The organism is Sphingomonas rosea, from assembly GCF_039538065.1.
Taxonomy (GTDB): domain Bacteria; phylum Pseudomonadota; class Alphaproteobacteria; order Sphingomonadales; family Sphingomonadaceae; genus Sphingomicrobium; species Sphingomicrobium rosea.
In genome coordinates this window covers 2,301,531-2,321,039 of sequence record NZ_BAABBR010000001.1, presented here as the reverse complement: position 1 = coordinate 2,321,039, position 19,509 = coordinate 2,301,531, and the positions used below count along the sequence as shown (strand labels likewise).

The 19,509-nt window shown below is 66.4% G+C and carries 18 protein-coding genes; 10 read left to right on the top strand and 8 right to left on the bottom strand.

Features of this window, described 5'->3' with window-relative positions:
• Positions 1 to 460 precede the first annotated feature (460 nt).
• On the bottom strand, positions 461 to 2,695 hold the full coding sequence (locus tag ABD693_RS11485; RefSeq protein WP_344697207.1) for an EAL domain-containing protein: 2,235 nt from the start codon (positions 2,693 to 2,695) through the stop codon (positions 461 to 463).
• A gap of 201 nt (positions 2,696 to 2,896) precedes the next feature.
• On the opposite strand from ABD693_RS11485, the gene ABD693_RS11480 reads away from it, so the two are divergent.
• From ABD693_RS11480 to ABD693_RS11470, 3 genes are all read left to right on the top strand, one after another.
• Positions 2,897 to 3,178 carry an NAD(P) transhydrogenase subunit alpha part 2 gene (locus ABD693_RS11480; protein ID WP_344697206.1) on the top strand — a complete coding sequence of 94 codons (282 nt, stop codon included), beginning with the start codon at positions 2,897 to 2,899 and terminating at the stop codon, positions 3,176 to 3,178.
• On the top strand, positions 3,178 to 4,674 hold the full coding sequence (locus ABD693_RS11475) for an NAD(P)(+) transhydrogenase (Re/Si-specific) subunit beta (protein ID WP_344697205.1): 1,497 nt from the start codon (positions 3,178 to 3,180) through the stop codon (positions 4,672 to 4,674). Before ABD693_RS11480 ends, ABD693_RS11475 begins: the two co-directional genes overlap by 1 nt.
• Positions 4,675 to 4,850: 176 nt before the next feature.
• Complete coding sequence (locus ABD693_RS11470) at positions 4,851 to 5,570, top strand: aspartate/glutamate racemase family protein (protein WP_344697204.1); 720 nt, start codon at positions 4,851 to 4,853, stop codon at positions 5,568 to 5,570.
• Positions 5,571 to 5,575: 5 nt separating this feature from the next.
• On the opposite strand, the gene ABD693_RS11465 is transcribed toward ABD693_RS11470, so the two are convergent.
• The 4 genes from ABD693_RS11465 to ABD693_RS11450 form a co-directional block, all read right to left on the bottom strand.
• Entirely contained in the window at positions 5,576 to 6,601 is a 1,026-nt protein-coding gene (locus ABD693_RS11465; RefSeq protein ID WP_344697203.1) for a phosphatase PAP2 family protein, read from the bottom strand.
• A gap of 146 nt (positions 6,602 to 6,747) precedes the next feature.
• Positions 6,748 to 7,206 (bottom strand): GreA/GreB family elongation factor, encoded by a 459-nt coding sequence (locus ABD693_RS11460; protein WP_344697202.1) that lies wholly within the window; start codon positions 7,204 to 7,206, stop codon positions 6,748 to 6,750.
• 8 nt (positions 7,207 to 7,214) lie between these two features.
• On the bottom strand, positions 7,215 to 7,418 hold the full coding sequence (locus ABD693_RS11455) for a hypothetical protein (RefSeq protein ID WP_344697201.1): 204 nt from the start codon (positions 7,416 to 7,418) through the stop codon (positions 7,215 to 7,217).
• A gap of 65 nt (positions 7,419 to 7,483) precedes the next feature.
• Positions 7,484 to 7,690, bottom strand: a complete 207-nt coding sequence (locus ABD693_RS11450) for a cold-shock protein (RefSeq protein WP_344697200.1) — start codon at positions 7,688 to 7,690, stop codon at positions 7,484 to 7,486.
• 194 nt (positions 7,691 to 7,884) lie between these two features.
• Between ABD693_RS11450 and uvrC the strand changes: the two genes are divergently transcribed.
• The 5 genes from uvrC to ABD693_RS11425 all read left to right on the top strand — a co-directional run bounded on the left by uvrC (position 7,885) and on the right by ABD693_RS11425 (position 12,380).
• Positions 7,885 to 9,831 carry an excinuclease ABC subunit UvrC gene (uvrC, locus tag ABD693_RS11445; RefSeq protein ID WP_344697199.1) on the top strand — a complete coding sequence of 649 codons (1,947 nt, stop codon included), beginning with the start codon at positions 7,885 to 7,887 and terminating at the stop codon, positions 9,829 to 9,831.
• A gap of 3 nt (positions 9,832 to 9,834) precedes the next feature.
• Positions 9,835 to 10,446, top strand: a complete 612-nt coding sequence (gene recO, locus ABD693_RS11440) for a DNA repair protein RecO (RefSeq protein WP_344697198.1) — start codon at positions 9,835 to 9,837, stop codon at positions 10,444 to 10,446.
• Between the two features lie 5 nt (positions 10,447 to 10,451).
• Complete coding sequence (gene apaG, locus ABD693_RS11435) at positions 10,452 to 10,856, top strand: Co2+/Mg2+ efflux protein ApaG (RefSeq protein ID WP_344697197.1); 405 nt, start codon at positions 10,452 to 10,454, stop codon at positions 10,854 to 10,856.
• 63 nt (positions 10,857 to 10,919) lie between these two features.
• Positions 10,920 to 11,909, top strand: coding sequence for a sensor domain-containing diguanylate cyclase (locus ABD693_RS11430; protein ID WP_344697196.1), 990 nt, complete (start codon positions 10,920 to 10,922; stop codon positions 11,907 to 11,909).
• A 39-nt stretch (positions 11,910 to 11,948) separates the two neighbouring features.
• Positions 11,949 to 12,380 carry a DUF488 domain-containing protein gene (locus ABD693_RS11425; protein WP_344697195.1) on the top strand — a complete coding sequence of 144 codons (432 nt, stop codon included), beginning with the start codon at positions 11,949 to 11,951 and terminating at the stop codon, positions 12,378 to 12,380.
• Between the two features lie 41 nt (positions 12,381 to 12,421).
• On the opposite strand, the gene ABD693_RS11420 is transcribed toward ABD693_RS11425, so the two are convergent.
• The 3 genes from ABD693_RS11420 to ABD693_RS11410 all read right to left on the bottom strand — a co-directional run bounded on the left by ABD693_RS11420 (position 12,422) and on the right by ABD693_RS11410 (position 16,603).
• Complete coding sequence (locus ABD693_RS11420; RefSeq protein WP_344697194.1) at positions 12,422 to 12,892, bottom strand: host attachment family protein; 471 nt, start codon at positions 12,890 to 12,892, stop codon at positions 12,422 to 12,424.
• A gap of 68 nt (positions 12,893 to 12,960) precedes the next feature.
• Positions 12,961 to 15,750, bottom strand: coding sequence for a DNA gyrase subunit A (gene gyrA, locus ABD693_RS11415; protein ID WP_344697193.1), 2,790 nt, complete (start codon positions 15,748 to 15,750; stop codon positions 12,961 to 12,963).
• A 94-nt stretch (positions 15,751 to 15,844) separates the two neighbouring features.
• Positions 15,845 to 16,603 carry a YaaA family protein gene (locus ABD693_RS11410; RefSeq protein WP_344697192.1) on the bottom strand — a complete coding sequence of 253 codons (759 nt, stop codon included), beginning with the start codon at positions 16,601 to 16,603 and terminating at the stop codon, positions 15,845 to 15,847.
• Between the two features lie 177 nt (positions 16,604 to 16,780).
• Here ABD693_RS11410 and ABD693_RS11405 point away from each other — a divergent pair, with 177 nt between their 5' ends.
• Both ABD693_RS11405 and ABD693_RS11400 read left to right on the top strand, forming a co-directional pair.
• A complete protein-coding gene (locus ABD693_RS11405) occupies positions 16,781 to 17,956 on the top strand; it encodes a hypothetical protein (protein WP_344697190.1) in 1,176 nt (391 codons plus the stop codon).
• 127 nt (positions 17,957 to 18,083) lie between these two features.
• Complete coding sequence (locus tag ABD693_RS11400) at positions 18,084 to 19,481, top strand: methyl-accepting chemotaxis protein (RefSeq protein WP_344697188.1); 1,398 nt, start codon at positions 18,084 to 18,086, stop codon at positions 19,479 to 19,481.
• Positions 19,482 to 19,509 lie beyond the last annotated feature (28 nt).

Below are 19,509 nucleotides of genomic sequence, written 5' to 3'. Positions count from 1 at the left end.
TCACTCAATCTCGAAGCGCAGGGCGTCACGAACCTGACGCCTCTCGCGCACAGCGACCTCGGTGTCCTGCTCGACGCCGCACTCACGGCACGCGCCGCCACCCCGTTCAAAACACAATAAAAAATGCGCGCCGGGCGAAGCCGCGACGCGCATTCTTGATACTGTCAGTCTCGGCCGGAGCCGAGGCGTCGCTTAGCCGCGACCGCCGGTGCTGCCAGCGCCGCCACCAAGCAGCCAGGTCCAGAAATCGATGCGAACTTCCGTCTGCGGAAGGTCCTTAGCCTGCGGAACATTGTTCATGACGCACTCCCTCTGTTCGCAGCGAATCGCTACGTGCGCCATCATTATTAACCTTAATCGATACGGTTAGCAAACGAGTAAGCATGTTCGTTAGGCAATTTCCTGCGGACGCAGTGAGGCTGCGTGCAGGAACTTGCCTAATGTTAAGAGATGGTTGGGGTCAGGCGACCTGGCGGGTCGAGCGCACCTGGAGGCGCTGGACCAGTTCGCGGACACCCATGGGGCGGCCGATGGCGAAGCCTTGCGCGACGTCGCAGCCCATGCGGGTCAGCTCGTCCAAGCACTGCTTGTCCTCGACACCTTCGGCGACCACCGAGCGGCCGAGCGAGTGGGCAAGGGCGATGGTCGACTGGACCATGATGAGGTCCGACCGGTTGACCCGCATCGCCTTGACGAAACTCTGGTCGATCTTGATCTCGTTGGCCGGGATCTTCTTCAGATAATCGAGGGTCGAAAGCCCCGTCCCATAGTCGTCGATCGCGATGCGGACGCCATTGCGGCGCAGCGCGTCGAGAGTCGCCAGCCCGCTGTCGGCGTCCTGGAGCGAGGCAGTCTCGGTCAGTTCGAGCGTCAGCCGGGCCGGATCGAGACCATGGCTTTCGAGCATCTTCTCGATCCGGGCGAGGAGCTCGCGGTCGGTCAGGAGGCGCGCCGACAGATTGACCGCCACCTGGAACGGCACGCCGCGCCGGTTGATCGCCGCCGCGCTGCTGATCGCGCGGTCGAGGACGAAATCGGTCAGCTTGCCAATGCGGCCGTTCTGCTCGGCGGCGGTGATGAATTCGGTCGGGCTGATCGGCCCCTTCTGCGGGTGGGTCCAGCGGGCCAGCGCCTCGGCGCCGATGATCCGGCCGGTGCCGATCTCCAGCTGCGGCTGGTAGGCGAGCCAGACTTCACCATTGTCGATCGCCTGATCCAGTTCACCGAGCAGCGACACGCGCCAGTTCATTTCCTCCTGGCGGGCAGGATCATGGAGTTTCCAGCGCAGGCCCTCGGTCCAGGCTTCGTCCGCTGCCAGCACCGCCGAGGCAAGGCGATTGGAGGTGCTTCGCCCGGTGCCGAGTTCGACGCCGAAGCTCAGCGCAACGTCGATTTGCCGGCCCTTCACCGAAATGGGCGAGCGGAACATCGAATGCAGCGCCTCGAGGTGGTTGCCGATGGTGCTCGCCGACGTGGTCATCCACACGAAGGTGCCGTCCTCGCCCTGATAGAGCTTGGTACTGCCCGACGCGTTGAGGCGGGCGACGATCTGGCCGTCGGCGTCGCGCTGTTCGCTTTCGCTGAGCGCGGCCCGCAACTCGGAATGATTGTGGACGCGGGCGACGACCAGCGCCGTGCCATCGCCGCTCTTGAGCGCGCGCAGCGCAGTCAGGTTCGGAAGTCCGCTCTCGGCGTTCACCAGACCACGCTGCCGCCAGGTGCGCATAGCGAGGTTGGAACCGACCACGATCAGCGCGAGCAGGGCCGGCGTGATGTCGACGAAGATCAGATTTTGTTCGAAAGGGATGGGGCCGACGAGCAGCGCGATGCCGAAGCAGCTGAGAATGAGACCTTGCCTGATTCCGCGGGCACGAAAGATCGCAACGACTGCCGTGCCCAGCGCGAGTAGGAGGGGCAAGAGCCAACCGAGTTCAACCGGCGAACCTCGCTTCAGGGTCTCCGCGCCGAGGATCTGAACGTAGGAACCGGCCATGCGGCCATAACCGGGAATCCAATATTGGTCGCCCAATTGGTCGGCATTGAGGCCGATGATCACGGCTTTGCCAGCGAGCCGGCCTTTGGCTTTGCCGTTGAGCAGGTCGGACGCCGAGAGATAAGGCACCGTGAAGGGACTGGTGCTGTAATCGATGCGGAACGTGTCTGACCTGTCGAGCGGATGGTGGGCGAGGGCGGCAGCGAAGCCCGGCTGTTTGGTGTCGCCCTTCAACGCATAGTAATGCAGCTGCCAGATGGCGTTCTGGTAATTGTAATAAGCCGTGATGTTGGCGAGATTGGTCCAGCGAGAGAAGCGCTTGATGGGCTCGATCGCATTGGCCTTCTGCATATTCGGCCCGATCTCGGCGCGATCGGCGAGGGTGACGCGGCCCGAGCGCTTGAGGGCGCCTTCGAAGGCGTCGTCTTCGCGTGGCGAGCCAGGACTATCGTAGATGATGTCCATAAAGATTCGATCGGCCCCGGCCTGCGTGGCCTGATCGATCATTTTCGCCTGAAGCTCGCGGTTCCACGGCCACTTGCCGATCTTGCTCAGGCTCTGGTCGTCGACCCCGACGAAAACGATGTCGCCACTGGCCTTGTTGAGGTGGGTACTGTTGCGCGCAGCCCGCAGGGCGTCCTCGGCGATCGATCCGATGCCCAAGACCCCGAACAGGATCGAGGCGAGCGTGGTCCACAGCAAAAGCCGCCAAGGCTTGTGCTGGCCGCGTTCCCTGACTGGCGGTCCCGAGCGCATGTGTTCATCGTCTGACACTCAAAGGTTATCAAACCGGAAACCGTCAGGCGTTGAACGGAGATAAGGTCCGTTGCGGACGCGCCTTCATTGCGGCTAGCCTCACGCGGCCCGCCATGCCATGCAAGGCGCCGAAAAAGGGGAGGGCGCGTGGACTTCATTTCCATCCTGTCGATCTTCGTGATGGCCTGCTTCGTCGGCTATTACGTGGTCTGGTCGGTGACCCCGGCACTCCACACGCCGCTGATGGCGGTGACCAACGCCATTTCCTCCGTGATCATCGTCGGCGCATTGATCGCCGCCGCGGCGGCCGGGAGCGCGTCGAGCAAGTGGCTCGGCCTCCTCGGCGTGGTGCTCGCAAGCATCAACATCTTCGGCGGCTTCGCGGTGACCAGCCGAATGCTCGCCATGTACAAGAAGAAGGACAAGTGATGGAGGCCGCGCACGACACCCCGTCGTGGGTCCTGCTCGCCTATCTCGTCTCGGGCGTCTGCTTCATCCTCGCGCTGCGCGGGCTGTCGAGCCCCGCCACCAGCCAGCGCGGCAATCGCCTCGGCATGATCGGCATGGCGATCGCCGTGGTGACGACCCTGGTCACGCACATGCCCGGCCGAGAGTATATCGTCGAAAGCGGTCCGCTCTTCGGCCATTCGGCGCTTTCGCCCGACTGGACTGGCCTTGGCCTCATCCTCGCCGCCATCGCGATCGGCGCGGTGATCGGCATCGTCACCGCCCGCCGGATCAAGATGACCGACATGCCGCAGTTGGTCGCGGCCTTCCACAGCCTCGTCGGCTTGGCGGCAGTGCTGGTCGGCGCCGCCGCCTTCCTCAATCCGCAGGCGTTCGGCATCGCCGCAATCATCTCGCCCATCGCCTCGGCGCCGGTCATCAATATCCTGCCCGTGAGCAGGCTCGAGATGGGTCTCGGCGTCGCCATCGGCGCAATCACCTTCTCGGGGAGCGTGATCGCGTTCCTCAAGCTCAATGGCAACATGAGCGGCTCGCCCATCCTGCTGCCGGGCCGCCACCTCATCAACTTCGGCGTGCTCGCCGCGATCCTGATCCTGATCGGCTATTTCACCCAGGACCAGAGCCCGTGGATCTTCTGGACAGTGATGGCGCTGTCCTTCGCCATCGGCTTCCTCCTGATCATCCCGATCGGCGGCGCCGACATGCCGGTCGTGGTGTCGATGCTGAACAGCTATTCGGGCTGGGCCGCGGCGGCGATGGGCTTCACGCTTCACAACAGCGCGATGATCATCACCGGCGCGCTGGTCGGAAGCTCGGGCGCGATCCTCAGCTACATCATGTGCCGCGCGATGAACCGCAGCTTCATCTCGGTCATCGCCGGCGGCTTCGGCGCGGTCGCATCGAGCGGCGGGGGCGAGGTCATCGACCGGCCCTACAAGCGCGGCTCGGCCGAGGATGCCGCGTTCCTGATGAAGCAGGCCGACCAGGTCATCATCGTCCCCGGCTACGGCATGGCGGTGGCGCAGGCGCAGCACATCCTCCGCGAGATGGCCGACACCCTCAAGAAGGAAGGGGTGAAGGTGAAGTACGCCATCCACCCCGTCGCGGGCCGCATGCCGGGGCACATGAACGTGCTGCTGGCCGAGGCCAACGTGCCCTATGACGAGGTCTTCGAGCTCGAGGACATCAACAGCGAGTTCGCGCAGACCGACGTCGCCTTCGTCATCGGCGCCAACGACGTCACCAACCCGGCCGCCAAGACCGACAGATCGTCGCCCATCTACGGCATGCCCGTGCTGGACGTCGAAAAGGCGCGCACCGTGCTGTTCATCAAGCGCTCGATGGGCGGGGCGGGCTATGCCGGCGTCGACAACGAACTCTTCTACCGCGACAACACGATGATGCTGCTCGCCGACGCCAAGAAGATGGTCGAGGAGATCGTCAAGGCGCTGGGGTAGATACGCCTCCGCAACGCTTTGTCGCCGCGCCGCCACACCTCGGCTTTGCCGTGTTAATCGTGCCAACATTTGACGTTCACCCGCTTGTCCGGGCGCACGGGTTGGGCGACAACCGTCCCCGTTAACTATTTGGCGCCGCAGCGGATACGGCGCCGGGGCGAGGGGAAGGCAGGACAGTGCGCAAGCTCGGGATCGTCGGCGGGGCGAGCTGGAATTCGACCGCGCTCTATTACGAGCATATCAACAAGGGTGTGGCGCGGCGCCTCGGCGGTCTCCACAGCGCGCGGCTGGTGATCGAGAGCCTCGACTGCGAGGACGATTACGCCGCCTTCCACCGCAAGGGCGACTGGGCCGGCGGCGAGGCGGTGATCGTCGACACGGTGAAGCGGCTGGTCGCGGCCGGGTCCGAGGGGCTGATTCTCACTTCGAACACGATGCACAAGCATTATGACGCCGTCGCTGCCGCGGTCGATGTGCCGGTGCTCCACATCGGCGAGTCCGCCGCGAAGCGCGTCGCTGCGGACGGCCGCCAGTCGGTCGCGGTGCTCGGCACCCGCACTACCATGACCGAGCCGCATGTCCGCTCGGCGTTCGAGGCGCGCGGAATCCGTCTCGCCCCGATCGAGGACGGGTGGATCACCGAGGTCGATCGGATCATCTACGAGGAGCTCGCCGCGGGCCGTGTCGTCCGCGAGAGCCAGCGCAAGTTGAAGACCCTCATCACCGAGCTCGGCAAGAAGCGGGTTCAGGCGGTGGTCCTCGCCTGCACCGAACTGGTGCTCGCGGTCGACACGCGTGCCAACGTGCTGCCGGTCTATGACACGACCGCGATCCATGCTGCCGATGCGGTCGACTGGATTCTTGGCGACAAGGCCGAGGCGCGCGCCGCCGCCTGAGGCGGTCAGGCCAGCTGGAAGGCGCGCGTCGTTTCGCGGCGCGCGGGCCAAGGCAGTTGCGCGCGAAGCATGACGCCCGCGCCGGTCCAGATCAGCGCCATCATGCCCCAGGCGACCAAGCCGTCGGCGAGATAGTGCCAGCCGAGGTGGACCGAGCCGACCAGGATCGCGACCGCAAAGGCGATCGCGCTCATCCGCACCCACGGCCGGGCATGCCAGGCGCACAGCACGTAGAGGAAGCTCACCGCATTGTGCATCGAGGGCATGGCCGAGATGCCCATGGCGAAACCATAGTCGCGGTTCTCGTGCGCGACCCACAATTGCCGCTGCCAGTCGAGCGCCTGAAGGTGATAGCCGGCCGCATTGATCGCGTTCAGTCGCGCCATCAGCCCGTCATAGGCCGGCGCCGAGGCACTTCCGATCAGCCGCGCGTAGCAGGGACCGGCGGACGAAAAGGCGAAGGCGCTGACCACCCCGATGAGGATGAAGCCGAGGGTCAGGCTGAGGAAGAAACGCGCCCGCAGCGCCGGCGGCGCGAACAGCGCGTAAAGGAGCACCGCGGCGAACATCAGCGGAACCCAGGCGGTGTAGATGCGATCGAGCACCAGCGTCGCTTCCGCCGAGCCGAAGATGGCGTGGGTCACTTCCCAGCCGCGGTGCCCGAAGAAGATGTAGCGCGCGAAGCCGGCGAAGGTGTCGTCCCACTGGAACGGGCGATAGAGCGGCAGGATCTGTTTGAGGGTCCCGAATGCACCGAGCAGCAGCGGCATCAGCAGCACCGGCCCGACGGTCGCGGCGAATTCCTCGCGGTTGTGGAAGCGGGTGCGGGCCATGAGCTTGATCGCAGCGATCGGGCGCAACTCGCGGCGCAGCGCCAGCGTGGTGACGATGCCGATGGCGATCGCGATGATGATCAGCGGCGCGAGGCGGAACACCGACGCGACATATTCCCAATAGACGGGGAGCACCGGGATCCCGACCCGCTCGCCCATGACGATGGCGGCGACCGACGTGCCGACCGTCAGGCTCATGATGAGCGCCAGCCAGGCCAGTCCCGAAGGAATGAAACCAAACTGCGTCGGCAGGTTAACAGGCGAGGTCCGCATCAACACACGAACCGCACTAATCTGCGAAATATAAGGTTTAGTTAAACTCGTCCCGCCGGAGGAATGAGGGCTCAGTCGGCGATTTCGATCCGCTCGATCGTGACCGGGCCACCCGGCCCGTCGACCGTCTCGCCTTCGGTCGCGCCGAGCATGGCCTTGACCAGTGGTGCGGTGAAGCCGACGCGGCCCGCGGCGGGCTCGCTCTCGTCGTGGCCGACGATCGTGATGGTCTTCTCGGAGCCGTCGCGGCTGTAGGTGACGCGGGTTCCGACGGCGACTTCCTCGCCGCTCGGGGCCGGGGCAAGCTGTGCGCTTGCGGTGCGGTGGCGCCAGTAGCGGGCATCGCGGAGCAGCTTCTTGCGTGCTTCCTCGGTCAGCTCACCGGCAAGGTCGGCTTCGATCTTAGCCGCGCGCGCCTCGATGAGCGCCAACCCGCGCGGGGTAACGAGATTGGGTCCCGGCGGGATCGGCAGCTCGAAGGTCGGCTCGAGATGCTCGTCATCGGATTCGCGGCGAAAGGCGACGCTCATCGCGTGGCTCAGTGGTCGCGAGAGGAGTCGGCCTCGGCGCGTGCCGCCTCGTTGGCGTCGCGGTGGACCATGGTGCGGGTCAGCCGGTCGGCCATGGCTTCCCAGGCTTCGGCGGCCTCGAGGTTGAGGGTGCGAACGTTGGCGAGCGTCGAGGCTTCGGCCCGGCTGCGGCATGCGGCAGCCTGTTCGCGGTAAAAGGGGAGGGTAGACATGGGTGCGTTCCTTCTTGGGATGAGGGAAGAGGGCCCGCCGAACGGGCAGGCCCTCGAAGCACCGGTCAGGCCTGCTGGAGGTTGACCGCGCTCATCCGGCCGTCACGGCCCGACTGCACTTCATATTCGACGCGCTGGTCGCGATCGAGCGTCTGCATGCCGGCCGCCTCGACGGCGCTGATGTGGACAAAGGCGTCGGTGCCGCCGTCGTCCGGCGAGATGAAGCCATAGCCCTTGTCGGCGTTGAAGAATTTGACGGTTCCGATGGTCATGAGAGGTTCCTCTTAAATGGGCCCCGCCGAAAGCCGGCACGGGGCCGCTAAAGGTGCGTGAGCAGAGGAATACGGAGCCGCAAAGCACCAGAGACCGTCAACTTGCGACTGTTAGCAGGTTCAAGGTGGGCGCTTTGGCGGCAATTTACAACCCGCGCTTCCTTGGCGGCCCTCCACCCACTACATCGCGGCCCATGAACCGCACCCCGGCCGACCGACCGGAACACCCCCGATCCGCCGAACGCTTCAACGAGGAAGCGGCGACCTCCACCGTCCAGGGCGGCGGCGAGGCGCCCGACATCGAGGCTGGCATCGCCGCCATCCGCAACGTCGTGAAGACGCTGCCCGTGCGCCCAGGCGTCTATCGGATGCAGGATTCACGCGGCGAGGTGCTCTACGTCGGCAAGGCCCGCGCGCTAAAGAACCGGGTCACCAACTATACGCAGGTGTCGCGCCTCTCGAAGCGGCTCCAGCGGATGGTCGCGCAGACCCGCTCGATGACCATCGTCACGACCCACACCGAGGCCGAGGCGCTGCTGCTCGAGGCGCAGCTCATCAAGCGCTTCCGCCCGCCCTACAACGTGCTGCTGCGCGACGACAAAAGCTTCCCCTTCATCCTGCTGCGCGAGGACCACGCGTTCCCGCGGGTGCAGAAGCATCGCGGCGCGCGGCGAGCGAAGGGGCAATATTTCGGCCCCTTCGCGAGCGCCGGTTCGGTCACCCGGACGCTGAACGCGCTCCAGAAGCTGTTCCTGTTGCGCTCGTGCAGCGACAGCTTCTTCAGCAACCGCTCGCGGCCCTGCCTGCTCTACCAGATCCGTCGCTGCTCGGGGCCGTGCGTCGGGCGGATCGAGCCCGATGCCTATGCCGAGCTGGTGGAGGACGCGAAGAACTTCCTCGCGGGCAAGTCGACCGGGGTCCAGGCGCGCCTCTCGAAGCAGATGGCTGAGGCGGCCGAGCGCATGGACTTCGAGCTTGCCGCCATCTTCCGCGACCGCCTCCGCGCGCTGACCTACATCCAAGGCTCCCAGACCGTCCACGCCGAGGGGCTTGGCGACGCCGACATCTTCGCGCTCGCCGCCAAGGGCGGGGCGATGTGCATCCAGGCCTTCTTTATCCGCGGCGGGCAGAATTGGGGGCACCGCGCCTTCTTCCCCAGCCACACCGCCGACGTCCCCGAAGACGAGGTGCTTTCGACCTTCCTCGTCCAGTTCTACGAGGACATGCCGCCGCCGAGGCGGATCCTCGTCGACCGCGACGTCGCCGAGGCCGAACTCGTCGCCGAGGCGCTGTGCGAAAAGGCCGGGCGCAAGGTGCTCATCGAACGGCCCCAGCGCGGCGACCGCAAGAAGCTCGTCGACCAGGCCAGCCGCAATGCGATCGAGGCGCTCGACCGGCGTCATGCCGAAAGCACCACGCAGACCCGGCTTCTGCGCGAGCTGACCGATGCCTTCGAACTGTCCGACGTGCCCAAGCGGATCGAGGTCTACGACAACAGCCACATCATGGGCACCGCGGCGACCGGCGCGATGATCGTCGCAGGCCCCGAGGGCTTCCGCAAGAACAGCTACCGCAAATTCAACATCAAGAAGGCCGCGACCGACGACGACTTCGCGATGATGAAGGAAGTGCTCGAGCGCCGCTTCCAGCGCCTCGAAAAGGACGACCCCGACCGCTCGAGCGGCGAGTGGCCCGACCTCATCCTGATCGATGGCGGCCGCGGGCAGCTGAACGCGGTCCTCGAGATCATGGAGGATGCGGGGGTCCACGACGTGCCCGTGGTCGGCGTCGCCAAGGGTCCGCATCACGGCCGCGAGGGGCGCGAGGTGTTCCACTTGCCGAACGGGCGCGAACTGACCTTCCCGGTCAATTCGCCCTTGCTCTTCTACTTGCAGCGGCTGCGCGACGAAGCCCACCGCTTCGCCATCGGCACGCACCGCGCCAAGCGGGCCAAGTCGCTGACGACCAGTTCGCTCGACGAAGTGCCGGGCATCGGCCCGACCCGCAAGCGCGCGCTGCTGATGCACTTCGGCACCGCGCGGGCGGTGAAGGGCGCGGCGCTCGACGACCTCGAGAAGGCGCCCGGCATCAGCAAGGCCACCGCGCGGCAGGTCTATGATTATTTCCACCCCAATGGGTGAGCGGTGAGGTTCACCACCCCGGCGATCGTCCTCGCGGTCCGGATCCACGGGGAGACGGGGGCGATCGCGCGGATGCTGACGCCCAACCACGGACTCGTCGCCTGTTATGTCCGCGGGGCGCGCGGGCGGCGGATGCGGCCGGTGCTGGTCGCGGGCAACGAGGTCGAGGCACGGCTTTCCGCCCGCACCGACGCGCAATTGCCGCAAGCCGAGGTCGAACTCACCCACAGCCGTGCGCCATTGATGACTGAGCCGCTGCCCGCCGCTGGAATCCTCTGGGCGACTACACTCACCGCCGAGGTGCTGCCCGAGCGCCAACCCTATCCGGCGCTTTACCAGGGACTGAGCGGCCTCCTCGACGCCATCGCGGCCGCGCCCTCGGCGAGCGGGTGGGGGCCAGCACTGTTCGCCTACGAACTGCTGGTGCTTGCCGAACTCGGCTTTGGCCTCGACCCCGCCGACGTCAGGAAAGCCAGCGTCGACTGGCCCACCGGGCTCGCCTTGACCGGCCGCCGGATCCGCCGCGATCTCCTCCAGCGCCCCGGCGATCCGGCATGGGACGCGCGCGAACGTCTCACCGCTCGCTTGCGCCGGGCACTGGGGCTGGTAGCGTGAGCCGCATGGGGCCCGCCGTTCTCTCGATGCTGTTTCCGCATGAAGCGACGACGGAGGACATGGTCGTCCGGGTCGCGGTCAGCTTTCTGGCCGAGCAATCGGCGCCTGCCACGGGCCGCTGGTTCTGGTCCTATCACATCCGGCTCGAGAACCGGGGCACGCAAAGCGTCCAGCTCCTGACCCGCGCCTGGACCATCACCGACGGGCGCGGCACGGTGCACGAGGTCAAGGGGGAGGGCGTGGTCGGCGAAATGCCGCTGATCGCGCCGGGGGCGTCCTACGATTATGTCTCGGGCTGCCCACTTCCGACCCCGACCGGATCGATGACCGGAAGCTATACGATGGTCGACGAGAACGGCCGGACTTTCGACATCGCGATCCCGACTTTTCCTCTCGTCGGACCGGTCTGACTTATCTCCGAAACGGGGCTTTGAGAAAGGCTTCCTTAGGCGCCGGAATTTACTTGCCGGTACATGGACGATCGCAAGCTACAAGATGAAGCAGGGCGGCTCCTCGCGCTCCACCGCTATTGCGCGCTCGACAGCACGAACGAGCCCAATTTCGACACCATCACGTCGCTGGTCCGCGACCTTCTCGGAGTTCCGATCTGCGCCGTGTCGCTGATCGACGAAGACGAGCAGCGCTTCAAGTCGATCCAGGGCGCCGAAATCGCCGGCACGCCGCGCGAAGTCGCCTTTTGCGACCATACCATCCGCACGCATGGGCCGCTGGTCGTGTCGGACGCCGAGCAGGACGAGCGTTTCGCCGACAATCCCCTGGTCACGGGCGAGATGCATGTCCGGGCTTATGCCGGCACTCCGCTGACCACGCCCGACGGCTATAATCTCGGCGCGCTTTGCGCCATCCACCGCCGCCGGCACGACTTCACGCCGGGCGACATCGAGCTACTCAAGCGCTTCGCCCGGGTCGTGGTCGACCAGATGGAATTGAAGACGCTCGCCCATCGCGACTTCCTGACCGGCGCGCTTACCCGCCGCGCCTTCACCGAAGCCTCGGTCAAGGCACTCGGCCAGCTCAAGCGCGAGGAACGTTCGGCGACCATCGCCGTGATCGACGTCGATCACTTCAAGAAGATCAACGACGCGCATGGTCATCCGGTCGGCGACAAGGTGCTGAAGTCGATCTCCACGCGGATCAACGGCCAGCTGCGGAGTTCCGATCTGTTCGGGCGGTTGGGCGGCGAGGAGTTCGGGATGCTGCTCTACGCCACCACCCGCACCGAGGCGCTCAACTGCGCCGAACGGATGCGGGCCGCGATCGAGGCGCTGCGCGAGGGCGACAATCCGCCCGCGACGATCAGCATCGGCCTTGCCCATGTCGATCCTTCCAGGTCGATCGAGGACGCGCTCGCCGAAGCCGATGCCGCGCTTTACGAAGCCAAGCGCTCGGGCCGCAACCGGGTCGTCTGCGCGGGGCAGATGAACCACAGCGTTGCCGCCTAAGCCCTTGAATCAGCGGGGCCGAGGCCGCACCTCGGGGTCATGCGCCTGTTCACCATCGGCTATGAAGCGACCACGCAAGGCGACTTCCTCGAGGCATTGAAGCGCGCGGGGGTCGGCCGCGTCATCGACGTTCGCGCCCTGCCGCTGTCGCGCCGTCCCGGCTTTTCCAAGACCCCGCTCAGGAACGCGCTGGCGGAGGAGGGGATCGACTACGTCCACCTCAAGGCCCTCGGCACGCCGGCGTCGGGACGCGAGGCCGCGCGCAAGGGCCGGACTGCCGAGCTCGAAGAGATTTACGCGGGCCAGCTCGCGCTGCCGGAGGCGATGGTCCAGGCCGAGGAACTGAAGAGCCTCGTCGCTGAAAAGCCTTCGGCGCTGCTCTGCTTCGAGCGCGAGCCCGCCGGCTGCCACCGCAACATCATCCTGCGCGAACTGCTGCCCGACGCGGCGGTGGAGCATCTCTTTCCGTAACGGGCTGTCGCCCCGGCGCGAGCCGGGACGACGCCGTCAGTTCAAACGTCCGCCGGTTCCTCGGCCTTGGTCTCGGCGACGATCAACTTCTCGATCTCGGGGATCGGGCGGCCGCTCATTTCCTTGTTGATGGTGCACACGACGCGCTTCTCGACTTCCTTGTGAAGGGCCTTGCGAAGCACCCCGAGCGCCTTGGGCGGGGCGACGATGCACAGGTGCTCGAAGTCACCGCGGAGCGCGCGAAGCCGCAGCTTCTCGGCCGCCTCCTTCACCCAGGCATCCTCTTCCTGCTGCTTGAAGTCCGTCTCTTCCATGCTCGAGCGCGCGCTTCCGACGCTGCTGTGCGAAGTGCCGGGCGCGTCGGTCTTGAGGTCGCCGTCATGGGCGGCGTCGTCGCGCTCCTCGTGCGCTTCGGTGCGCAGGTCGATCTGGTTCGCGTCGCCTTCGTTGCGGAAGAACAGCATCTTGCGGCCGTCGACCACCAGCACCAGCGCGCGATTGGGAATGGGCATTCTTCACTCCTCCTTGTGACAGGAAGAGAACAAGCGGGGCGGGGGAGGGTTGCGCCCCGCCCGCGCCCTTATTCCTCGCTGACGCCCGGATCGACCGGCTTGTCGAGTTCCTGCTCGCTCGTGTTCGCGCCGTCGTCGATCATCGTCTCGCCGTCGGTCAGCACCGTGACCTCGGCCTCGTCCTCCTCGTCGATCCGAGCGACCGAGACGACATGCTCGCTCTTGTCTACGCGGAAGATCATCACGCCCTGCGTGTTGCGCCCGGCGATGCGAATCGAGCCGACGGTCGTACGGATCATCTTGCCCTGGTTGGTCGCCAGCATGATCTGCTCACCCTGGCGAACCGGGAAGCTCGCCACCACGCCGCCGTTGCGCTCGGACGTGTCGATGTTGGTGATGCCCTGGCCGCCGCGGTTCGTGCGGCGATATTCGTAGGCGCTGGTGCGCTTGCCGAAACCGTTCTGGGTGACCGTCAGGATGAACTGCTCGGCCTCGGCCATGTAGGCGTAGCGCTCGGCCTCCAGCCCCTCGGCCCCGTCATTGTCGCGCCACTTGGGGGCTCGCAGATAAGCCTCGCGCTCCTCGGCGCTGGTGCCGGCGCGGCGCAGGATCGACATGGAGATGACCTGGTCGTTGCCGAGCAGGCGCACGCCGCGGACGCCGGTCGACGAGCGCGACTGGAACTCGCGGATCGCGGTCGCCATGAAGCGGATCGCCTTGCCGTTGCGGGTCGCGAGCAGGACGTCGTCCTCCTCGCTGCAGAGCGCGACGCCGACGAGGCGGTCGGTCGCATCCTCTTCCTCGCCTTCGCCTTCCTCGGCGATCCCGAACTTCATCGCGATCTTGCCCGCAGTCGGGATGTTCTTGAAGGCGTCCATGCTGTTGCGGCGCACGGCGCCGTGCGCGGTCGCGAACATCAGGTGGAGCGCGTTCCAGTCGTCCTCGTTCTCGGGGAGCGGGAGCACGGTGGTGATGACCTCGCCCGCCGCGAGCGGCAGGAGGTTGATCATCGGCCGGCCCTTGGCGGTCGGCCCGCCCTCGGGAAGGCGCCAGACCTTCATCCGGTAGACCCGGCCGAGGTTGGAGAAGAACAGCACCGGATTGTGGGTCGAGGTCACGAAGAGGTTGGTGACCGCATCCTCGTCCTTGGTGCCCATGCCCGAGCGGCCCTTGCCGCCGCGCTTCTGCTCGCGGAATACCGACAATGCGGTGCGCTTGATGTAGCCGGTCATGGTCACTGTCACGACCATGTCCTCGCGCTCGATCAGATCCTCGTCGTCGATCCCGTCGGCGGCGGCGGCGAGCTCGGTCCGGCGCGGGGTCGAGAAGGCGGCGTCGACCTCGTCCAGTTCCTCGCGCATCACCTCGTAGAGGCGGACTCGGTTGCCGAGGATTTCGAGCAGTTCGCCGATGGTCTTGGCGAGGCCCTCGAGCTCATTGCCGATCTCGTCGCGGCCGAGCGCGGTCAGGCGATGGAGGCGAAGGTCAAGGATCGCCTTCACCTGGACGTCGCTGAGGCGATAGGTCTCGCCCGCGGCCTGCGGCTCGATCGCCTCGACCAGCTGGATGTAGGGGCGAATCTCGTCACCCGGCCACTCACGCGCCAGCAGCGATTCGCGCGCATCGGCGGGCGAGGCCGAACCGCGGATGATCCGCACGACCTCGTCGAGGTTGGTCACCGCGACCACCAGGCCGAGCAAGATGTGCGCCCGCTCGCGTGCCTTGTTCAGCTCGAACTTGGTGCGGCGGGTGATGACCTCTTCGCGGAACTTGATGAAGCTCTCGATGATGTCGCGCAGGCTCAGCGTCTCGGGCCGGCCCGAGCGGATCGCGAGCATGTTGCAGGCGAACGACCCTTGCGCCGGCGTGTGCCGCCAGAGCTGGTTGAGCACGACCTCGGGGGTCGCGTCGCGCTTCAGTTCGATGACGATCCGGACGCCCTCGCGGTTCGATTCGTCGCGAATGTCGCTGACGCCCTCGATTCGCTTGTCCTTGGCCGCCTCGGCGATCTTCTCGACCAGCGCGTTCTTGCCCTGCTGGTAGGGGATTTCGGTGAGCACGATCGACTTGCGCTCGCCGCGCCCTTCCTCGACCTTGTAGCGGCTACGCACCACCACCGAGCCGCGCCCGCTGGTGTAGGCCGAGCGGATGCCCGCGGTCCCGAGGATGATGGCGCCGGTCGGGAAGTCGGGTCCCTTCACATGCTCCATGAGCTGTTCGGACGTGACCGCCGGATCGTCGATATAGGCGCGGCAGGCGGCGATCACTTCGCCGAGATTGTGCGGCGGGATGTTGGTCGCCATGCCGACCGCGATTCCGCCCGCGCCGTTGACGAGCAGGTTGGGGAAGCGCGCGGGAAGGACCTGCGGCTCGCGCTCGGACGCGTCATAGTTGGGCTGGAAGGTGACCGTGTCCTTGTCGAGGTCGTCGAGCAGGAAGCCAGCGGCCTTGGCGAGGCGCGCCTCGGTGTAACGCATGGCGGCGGGCGGATCGGGATCCATCGAGCCGAAGTTGCCCTGGCCGTCGATCAGCGGGAGCCGCATCGACCAGTCCTGCGTCATCCGGGCGAGCGCGTCGTAGATCGCGGTGTCGCCGTGCGGGTGATACTTACCGATGACGTCACCGACGATGCGGGCCGACTTGCGGTAGGGACGGTTGTAGACGAAGCCGTTTTCGCTGGCCGAGAAGAGGATCCGGCGATGCACCGGCTTCAACCCGTCGCGGACGTCCGGCAGCGCGCGGCTGACGATGACGCTCATCGCATAATCGAGGTAGCTGGTCTTCATCTCCTCGACGATGGAGATGGGGGCGATGAAATCGCTCGAGGGCGGGGTTCCCGCCGGGGCTTCGGTGGCCAAATCAGGTCCTAGGGCTTGTGGTTATGGTTGTGCCTTAGGGCCTAGCAGCGCGCGCGTACGCGTGCGAGGGATTATTGCGGCTCCGGGACGGTTTTCAGCCCTTGATGAAGAGCGGCTTCGCGTCGGTGCTGCCCTCGGCGTCGTAGGCCCAGCCGTCGGCGTCGAAGCGCTTCAGTCCGCCCTCGTCCGCGACGCGCTCCTCGCACAGCCAGCGCGCCATGGTGCCGCGCGCGACCTTGGCGGTGAAGCTCTGGAACTGAAGCCCCTTGGCGGTCCGTACCCGGAAGTCGGGGATGACGAGCTTGACGCCCTTCTTGGGCAGGAACGGCTGCACCACCGCGAAATATTCGTTGCTGGCCAGGTTCACGAGCAGGCCCGAGCCATCTTCCTTGAGGTCCTTGAGGACCGCCCGCGCGACTTTCTGGCCCCAATGCTCGACCAGCCTGTCGCCGCCCGCTGGCGCCCAGCGCGTGCCCATCTCGAGCCGGTAGGGCCGGATCCCGTCGAGCGGCCGCAGCACGCCGTAAAGGCCCGAGAGGATCCGCAGATGATCCTGCGCGAAGGCGAGCACGTCCTCGTCGGCGCTCGCCGCATCGAAGCCGCGATAGACGTCGCCGGCGAAGGCACGGATCGCGGGCCGTTCCTCGGCCTTTCGGAAGCCCTTGAACCGGCCGACGTTCAACTCGGCAAGCTTGTCGGAGATGTGCATCAGCGATGCCAGCTCATCCGCTTTCAGCTTGGCCGCGGCGCGGGCGATGCTCGCCGCCTCGCGGGCGAAGCGGGCAGGGGTGGGGGTCTCGGCGACGGGCGAGGTGAAGTCGAGGGTCTTGGCGGGGGAAAGCAGGATGATCATGTTCGGCGGGGCGGGTAGCAGGGAGCCCGAGCATCCGTCCATACCGCCTGCTAACCTGTTGTAATCAGGCGGTTCAAATGGCGTTCACGTCGAATCTGGCTGTAGCGCTGGCGACGGAGCGCGGGGCAAGTTAAAGGCGCTCGACACGGTTTCACGCTTGGACGGAGAATTTTGACCATGACCACCAAGTCCGCGGCACTCCTCGCCGCTTTCCTGTTCACCGCCGCCGCGCCGCTGCCGGCGCTTGCCGTGCAGAAGCCGGCCGCCACCGAGCAGAAGGGCGCCGCGATCTCCAAGGAGGCGATGCCCGCGATCAAGGCGCTGCAGGACGCCGCCAACGCCAACAACATTACCCAGCTTCCGGCGCTGAGCCAGGCCGCGCTCGCCGCCGCCAAGACCCCGACCGACCGCTTCTTTGCCTACCAGCTGCTGTTCAAGCCGGCGCTCGCCGCCAAGAACGACCCGATGCTGCTTGGCGCGGTCGAGGGCGCGATCGGCACCAATTATCTGCAGGGCAAGGAGCTTGCAAACCTGCACCTCGTCGCGGCCAAGCTGCGCGCCAATGCGAACGCGACCGACCAGGCCGCCGCGCATATCGACCAGGCCGCCGCGCTCGACCCGAACAACGCCGAGATTCAGGCCGTCGTCGCCGCGGTGCGTGAGCGCCAGAAGCGTCCCGCCGACGCGATCGCCGCGCTGCAGAAGGTCGCCGCGCTCGACGCCGCCGCCGGCAAACCCGCCGATCCCAAGATCGCCCGCCAGATCTATGCGATCGCGGTGAACAACAATTTGCCGCAGGCGGGTGATCTCGCGCTGGCGCAGCTCAAGACCTCGCCGACGCCCGAGAACTGGCGGATCGCGATCAAGCTCGCCGAGCAGCGCGGCAATTTCCAGGCCGCCGACAAGGTCGACCTGTTCCGCCTGCAGCGCGCCACCAACAGCTTCCAAGGCGAGCAGGACTATTATCCGTACGTCGATGCGCTGATCACCCGCGGTCTTCCGGGCGAGGCCAAGGCCGTGCTCAGCGAAGCGTTCGCCGCTGGCAAGCTCGACAAGACCAAGGCGCCGTGGAAGGACCTCTACAGCTCGGCCGTCACCCGTGACGCCGCCGACAAGAGCGCGCCCAACGGCGACGTCTACCTTGGCCGCGGCGACTATGCGAAGGCGGCCGCCGCCTATCGCGCCCAGGTTGCCAAGGGCGGGGCGGGCGCCGACACCGCCAACCTGCGCCTCGGCATCGCGCTCGCCCGCTCGGGCGACAAGGCCGGCGCCACCGCCGCCTTGAACGCGGTGACCGGCAGCAAGGCCGGCATCGCCAAGATGTGGCTGCTGTACCTCGGCACCCAGGCCTAAGCAGCAGCGATAACAACGGACGCCGTCCCTGCCTGTGCGGGGGCGGCGTTCGCGTTTCTGGTTAACCTCGCCTTAGAACCTCCCCGTTACATCCACGGCGGACAAACGTTCTTTGCCGAGGATTTTCATGGCGACTGCCGGACTCGAACAGGTCACCGAAGATGCCATCCGTACGGTGGCGCGTAGCTGCGGGTCGCTGTCGATCGAATGCTCCGACGTCGCCGGTTACGTCACCGACGTGTCCGCCCGCATCGGCACCCACCTCAAGACCCTCGACAGCCTCGAGGAAGTGACCACCCGGCTTCTCGCCGACCAGGCCCGCGTGTCGGATTCGACCGACGAGGCGCGGCTGCTGTCCGAGCAGGCCAAGGCCAAGCTGGATGCCGGCCGCGATGCGATCGAGCAGACCATTGCCGGCTTCAAGGGACTGACCGAACTCGTCGTCCAGCTGGGCGAGCGGATGGCGACCTTCGCCTCGGCGATGAACCAGGTGCAGAGCGTCTCCTCGACCATCGAGGCGATTGCGCGCAAGACCAACATGCTGGCCCTCAACGCCACCATCGAGGCTGCTCGCGCGGGCGACGCCGGCCGCAGTTTCGCGGTGGTCGCGGCCGAGGTAAAGAAGCTCGCCCACGACACGCGTGCCGCGACCAGCCAGATCGGCCTCACCATCTCCGAGCTTACCCGCGAGGCGGGCGCCGTCACCACCGAGATCAAGACCGGCGTCGAGCGCAGCCGCGCCGCGCAGAAGGGCTTCGGCCAGATCAGCGAAACCGTCCGCGAAGTGAGCGAGATCGTCGGCATGGTCGACCGCCAGACCGAGGGCATCGCCCATTCGACCAGCCTCATCCAGTCGAGCGTCGACCGGGTGAAGGCGAGCTTGACCGACTTCGCCGAGGACGCGCGCGAGAATGGCGGGGCGCTGGGCGTCGCGCAGCAGCGCCTGACCAAGCTCGAGATGCTGTCCGCGACGATGCTCGACACGCTCGCCAATTCGGGCGCCGAGATCGACGACACGCCGATGATCATTCTCGCCCAGGACGCGATGCGCGCCATCGCCGAAGCGGTCGAGCGCGGGATCACCAAGGGCGAGATCCAGATGGATGACGTCTTCGACCGGACCTACACACCCATCCCCGGGCGCAACCCGGTCCAGTACGACAATCGCTTCTGCGACTTTGCCGACGCACACGTCCGCCCGATCCTCGACCGGTTCAAGATGAAGGATTCGCGAATCCTCGCCTCGGCGATCACCAACGTCGACGGCTTCCTTCCGACCCACCTGTCCGAGCGCTGTCAGGAACCGGGCCCAGATCCCGTCTGGAACGACGCCCACTGCCGCAACCGCCGCATCTTCATGGACGAACAGACCCGCGCCGCGATCGAAAGCGAAAAGCCTGCGACGCTGATGACCTACCGCATGGAACTGGGCGAAAAGACCTTCCCGGTGAAGAACGTGTTCGTGCCGCTGTTCATCAACGGCAAGCGATGGGGCAATTACGAGATCGCCTACCGGGACGAATGAGATCGTCCTCCGGCGACGGCCGGAGCGC

What these genes read in the sequence shown, in the direction of transcription:
- uvrC (WP_344697199.1), top strand. Translation starts at nt 7,885, where the DNA reads ATGAACCGCACCCCGGCCGACCGACCGGAACACCCCCGATCCGCCGAA.
- ABD693_RS11475 (WP_344697205.1), top strand. Translation starts at nt 3,178, where the DNA reads ATGGAGGCCGCGCACGACACCCCGTCGTGGGTCCTGCTCGCCTATCTC.
- ABD693_RS11460 (WP_344697202.1), bottom strand. Translation starts at nt 7,206, where the DNA reads ATGAGCGTCGCCTTTCGCCGCGAATCCGATGACGAGCATCTCGAGCCG.
- ABD693_RS11400 (WP_344697188.1), top strand. Translation starts at nt 18,084, where the DNA reads ATGGCGACTGCCGGACTCGAACAGGTCACCGAAGATGCCATCCGTACG.
- ABD693_RS11455 (WP_344697201.1), bottom strand. Translation starts at nt 7,418, where the DNA reads ATGTCTACCCTCCCCTTTTACCGCGAACAGGCTGCCGCATGCCGCAGC.
- apaG (WP_344697197.1), top strand. Translation starts at nt 10,452, where the DNA reads ATGGGGCCCGCCGTTCTCTCGATGCTGTTTCCGCATGAAGCGACGACG.
- ABD693_RS11410 (WP_344697192.1), bottom strand. Translation starts at nt 16,603, where the DNA reads ATGATCATCCTGCTTTCCCCCGCCAAGACCCTCGACTTCACCTCGCCC.
- ABD693_RS11420 (WP_344697194.1), bottom strand. Translation starts at nt 12,892, where the DNA reads ATGCCCATTCCCAATCGCGCGCTGGTGCTGGTGGTCGACGGCCGCAAG.
- ABD693_RS11405 (WP_344697190.1), top strand. Translation starts at nt 16,781, where the DNA reads ATGACCACCAAGTCCGCGGCACTCCTCGCCGCTTTCCTGTTCACCGCC.
- ABD693_RS11465 (WP_344697203.1), bottom strand. Translation starts at nt 6,601, where the DNA reads ATGAGCCTGACGGTCGGCACGTCGGTCGCCGCCATCGTCATGGGCGAG.
- ABD693_RS11450 (WP_344697200.1), bottom strand. Translation starts at nt 7,690, where the DNA reads ATGACCATCGGAACCGTCAAATTCTTCAACGCCGACAAGGGCTATGGC.
- ABD693_RS11425 (WP_344697195.1), top strand. Translation starts at nt 11,949, where the DNA reads ATGCGCCTGTTCACCATCGGCTATGAAGCGACCACGCAAGGCGACTTC.
- ABD693_RS11430 (WP_344697196.1), top strand. Translation starts at nt 10,920, where the DNA reads ATGGACGATCGCAAGCTACAAGATGAAGCAGGGCGGCTCCTCGCGCTC.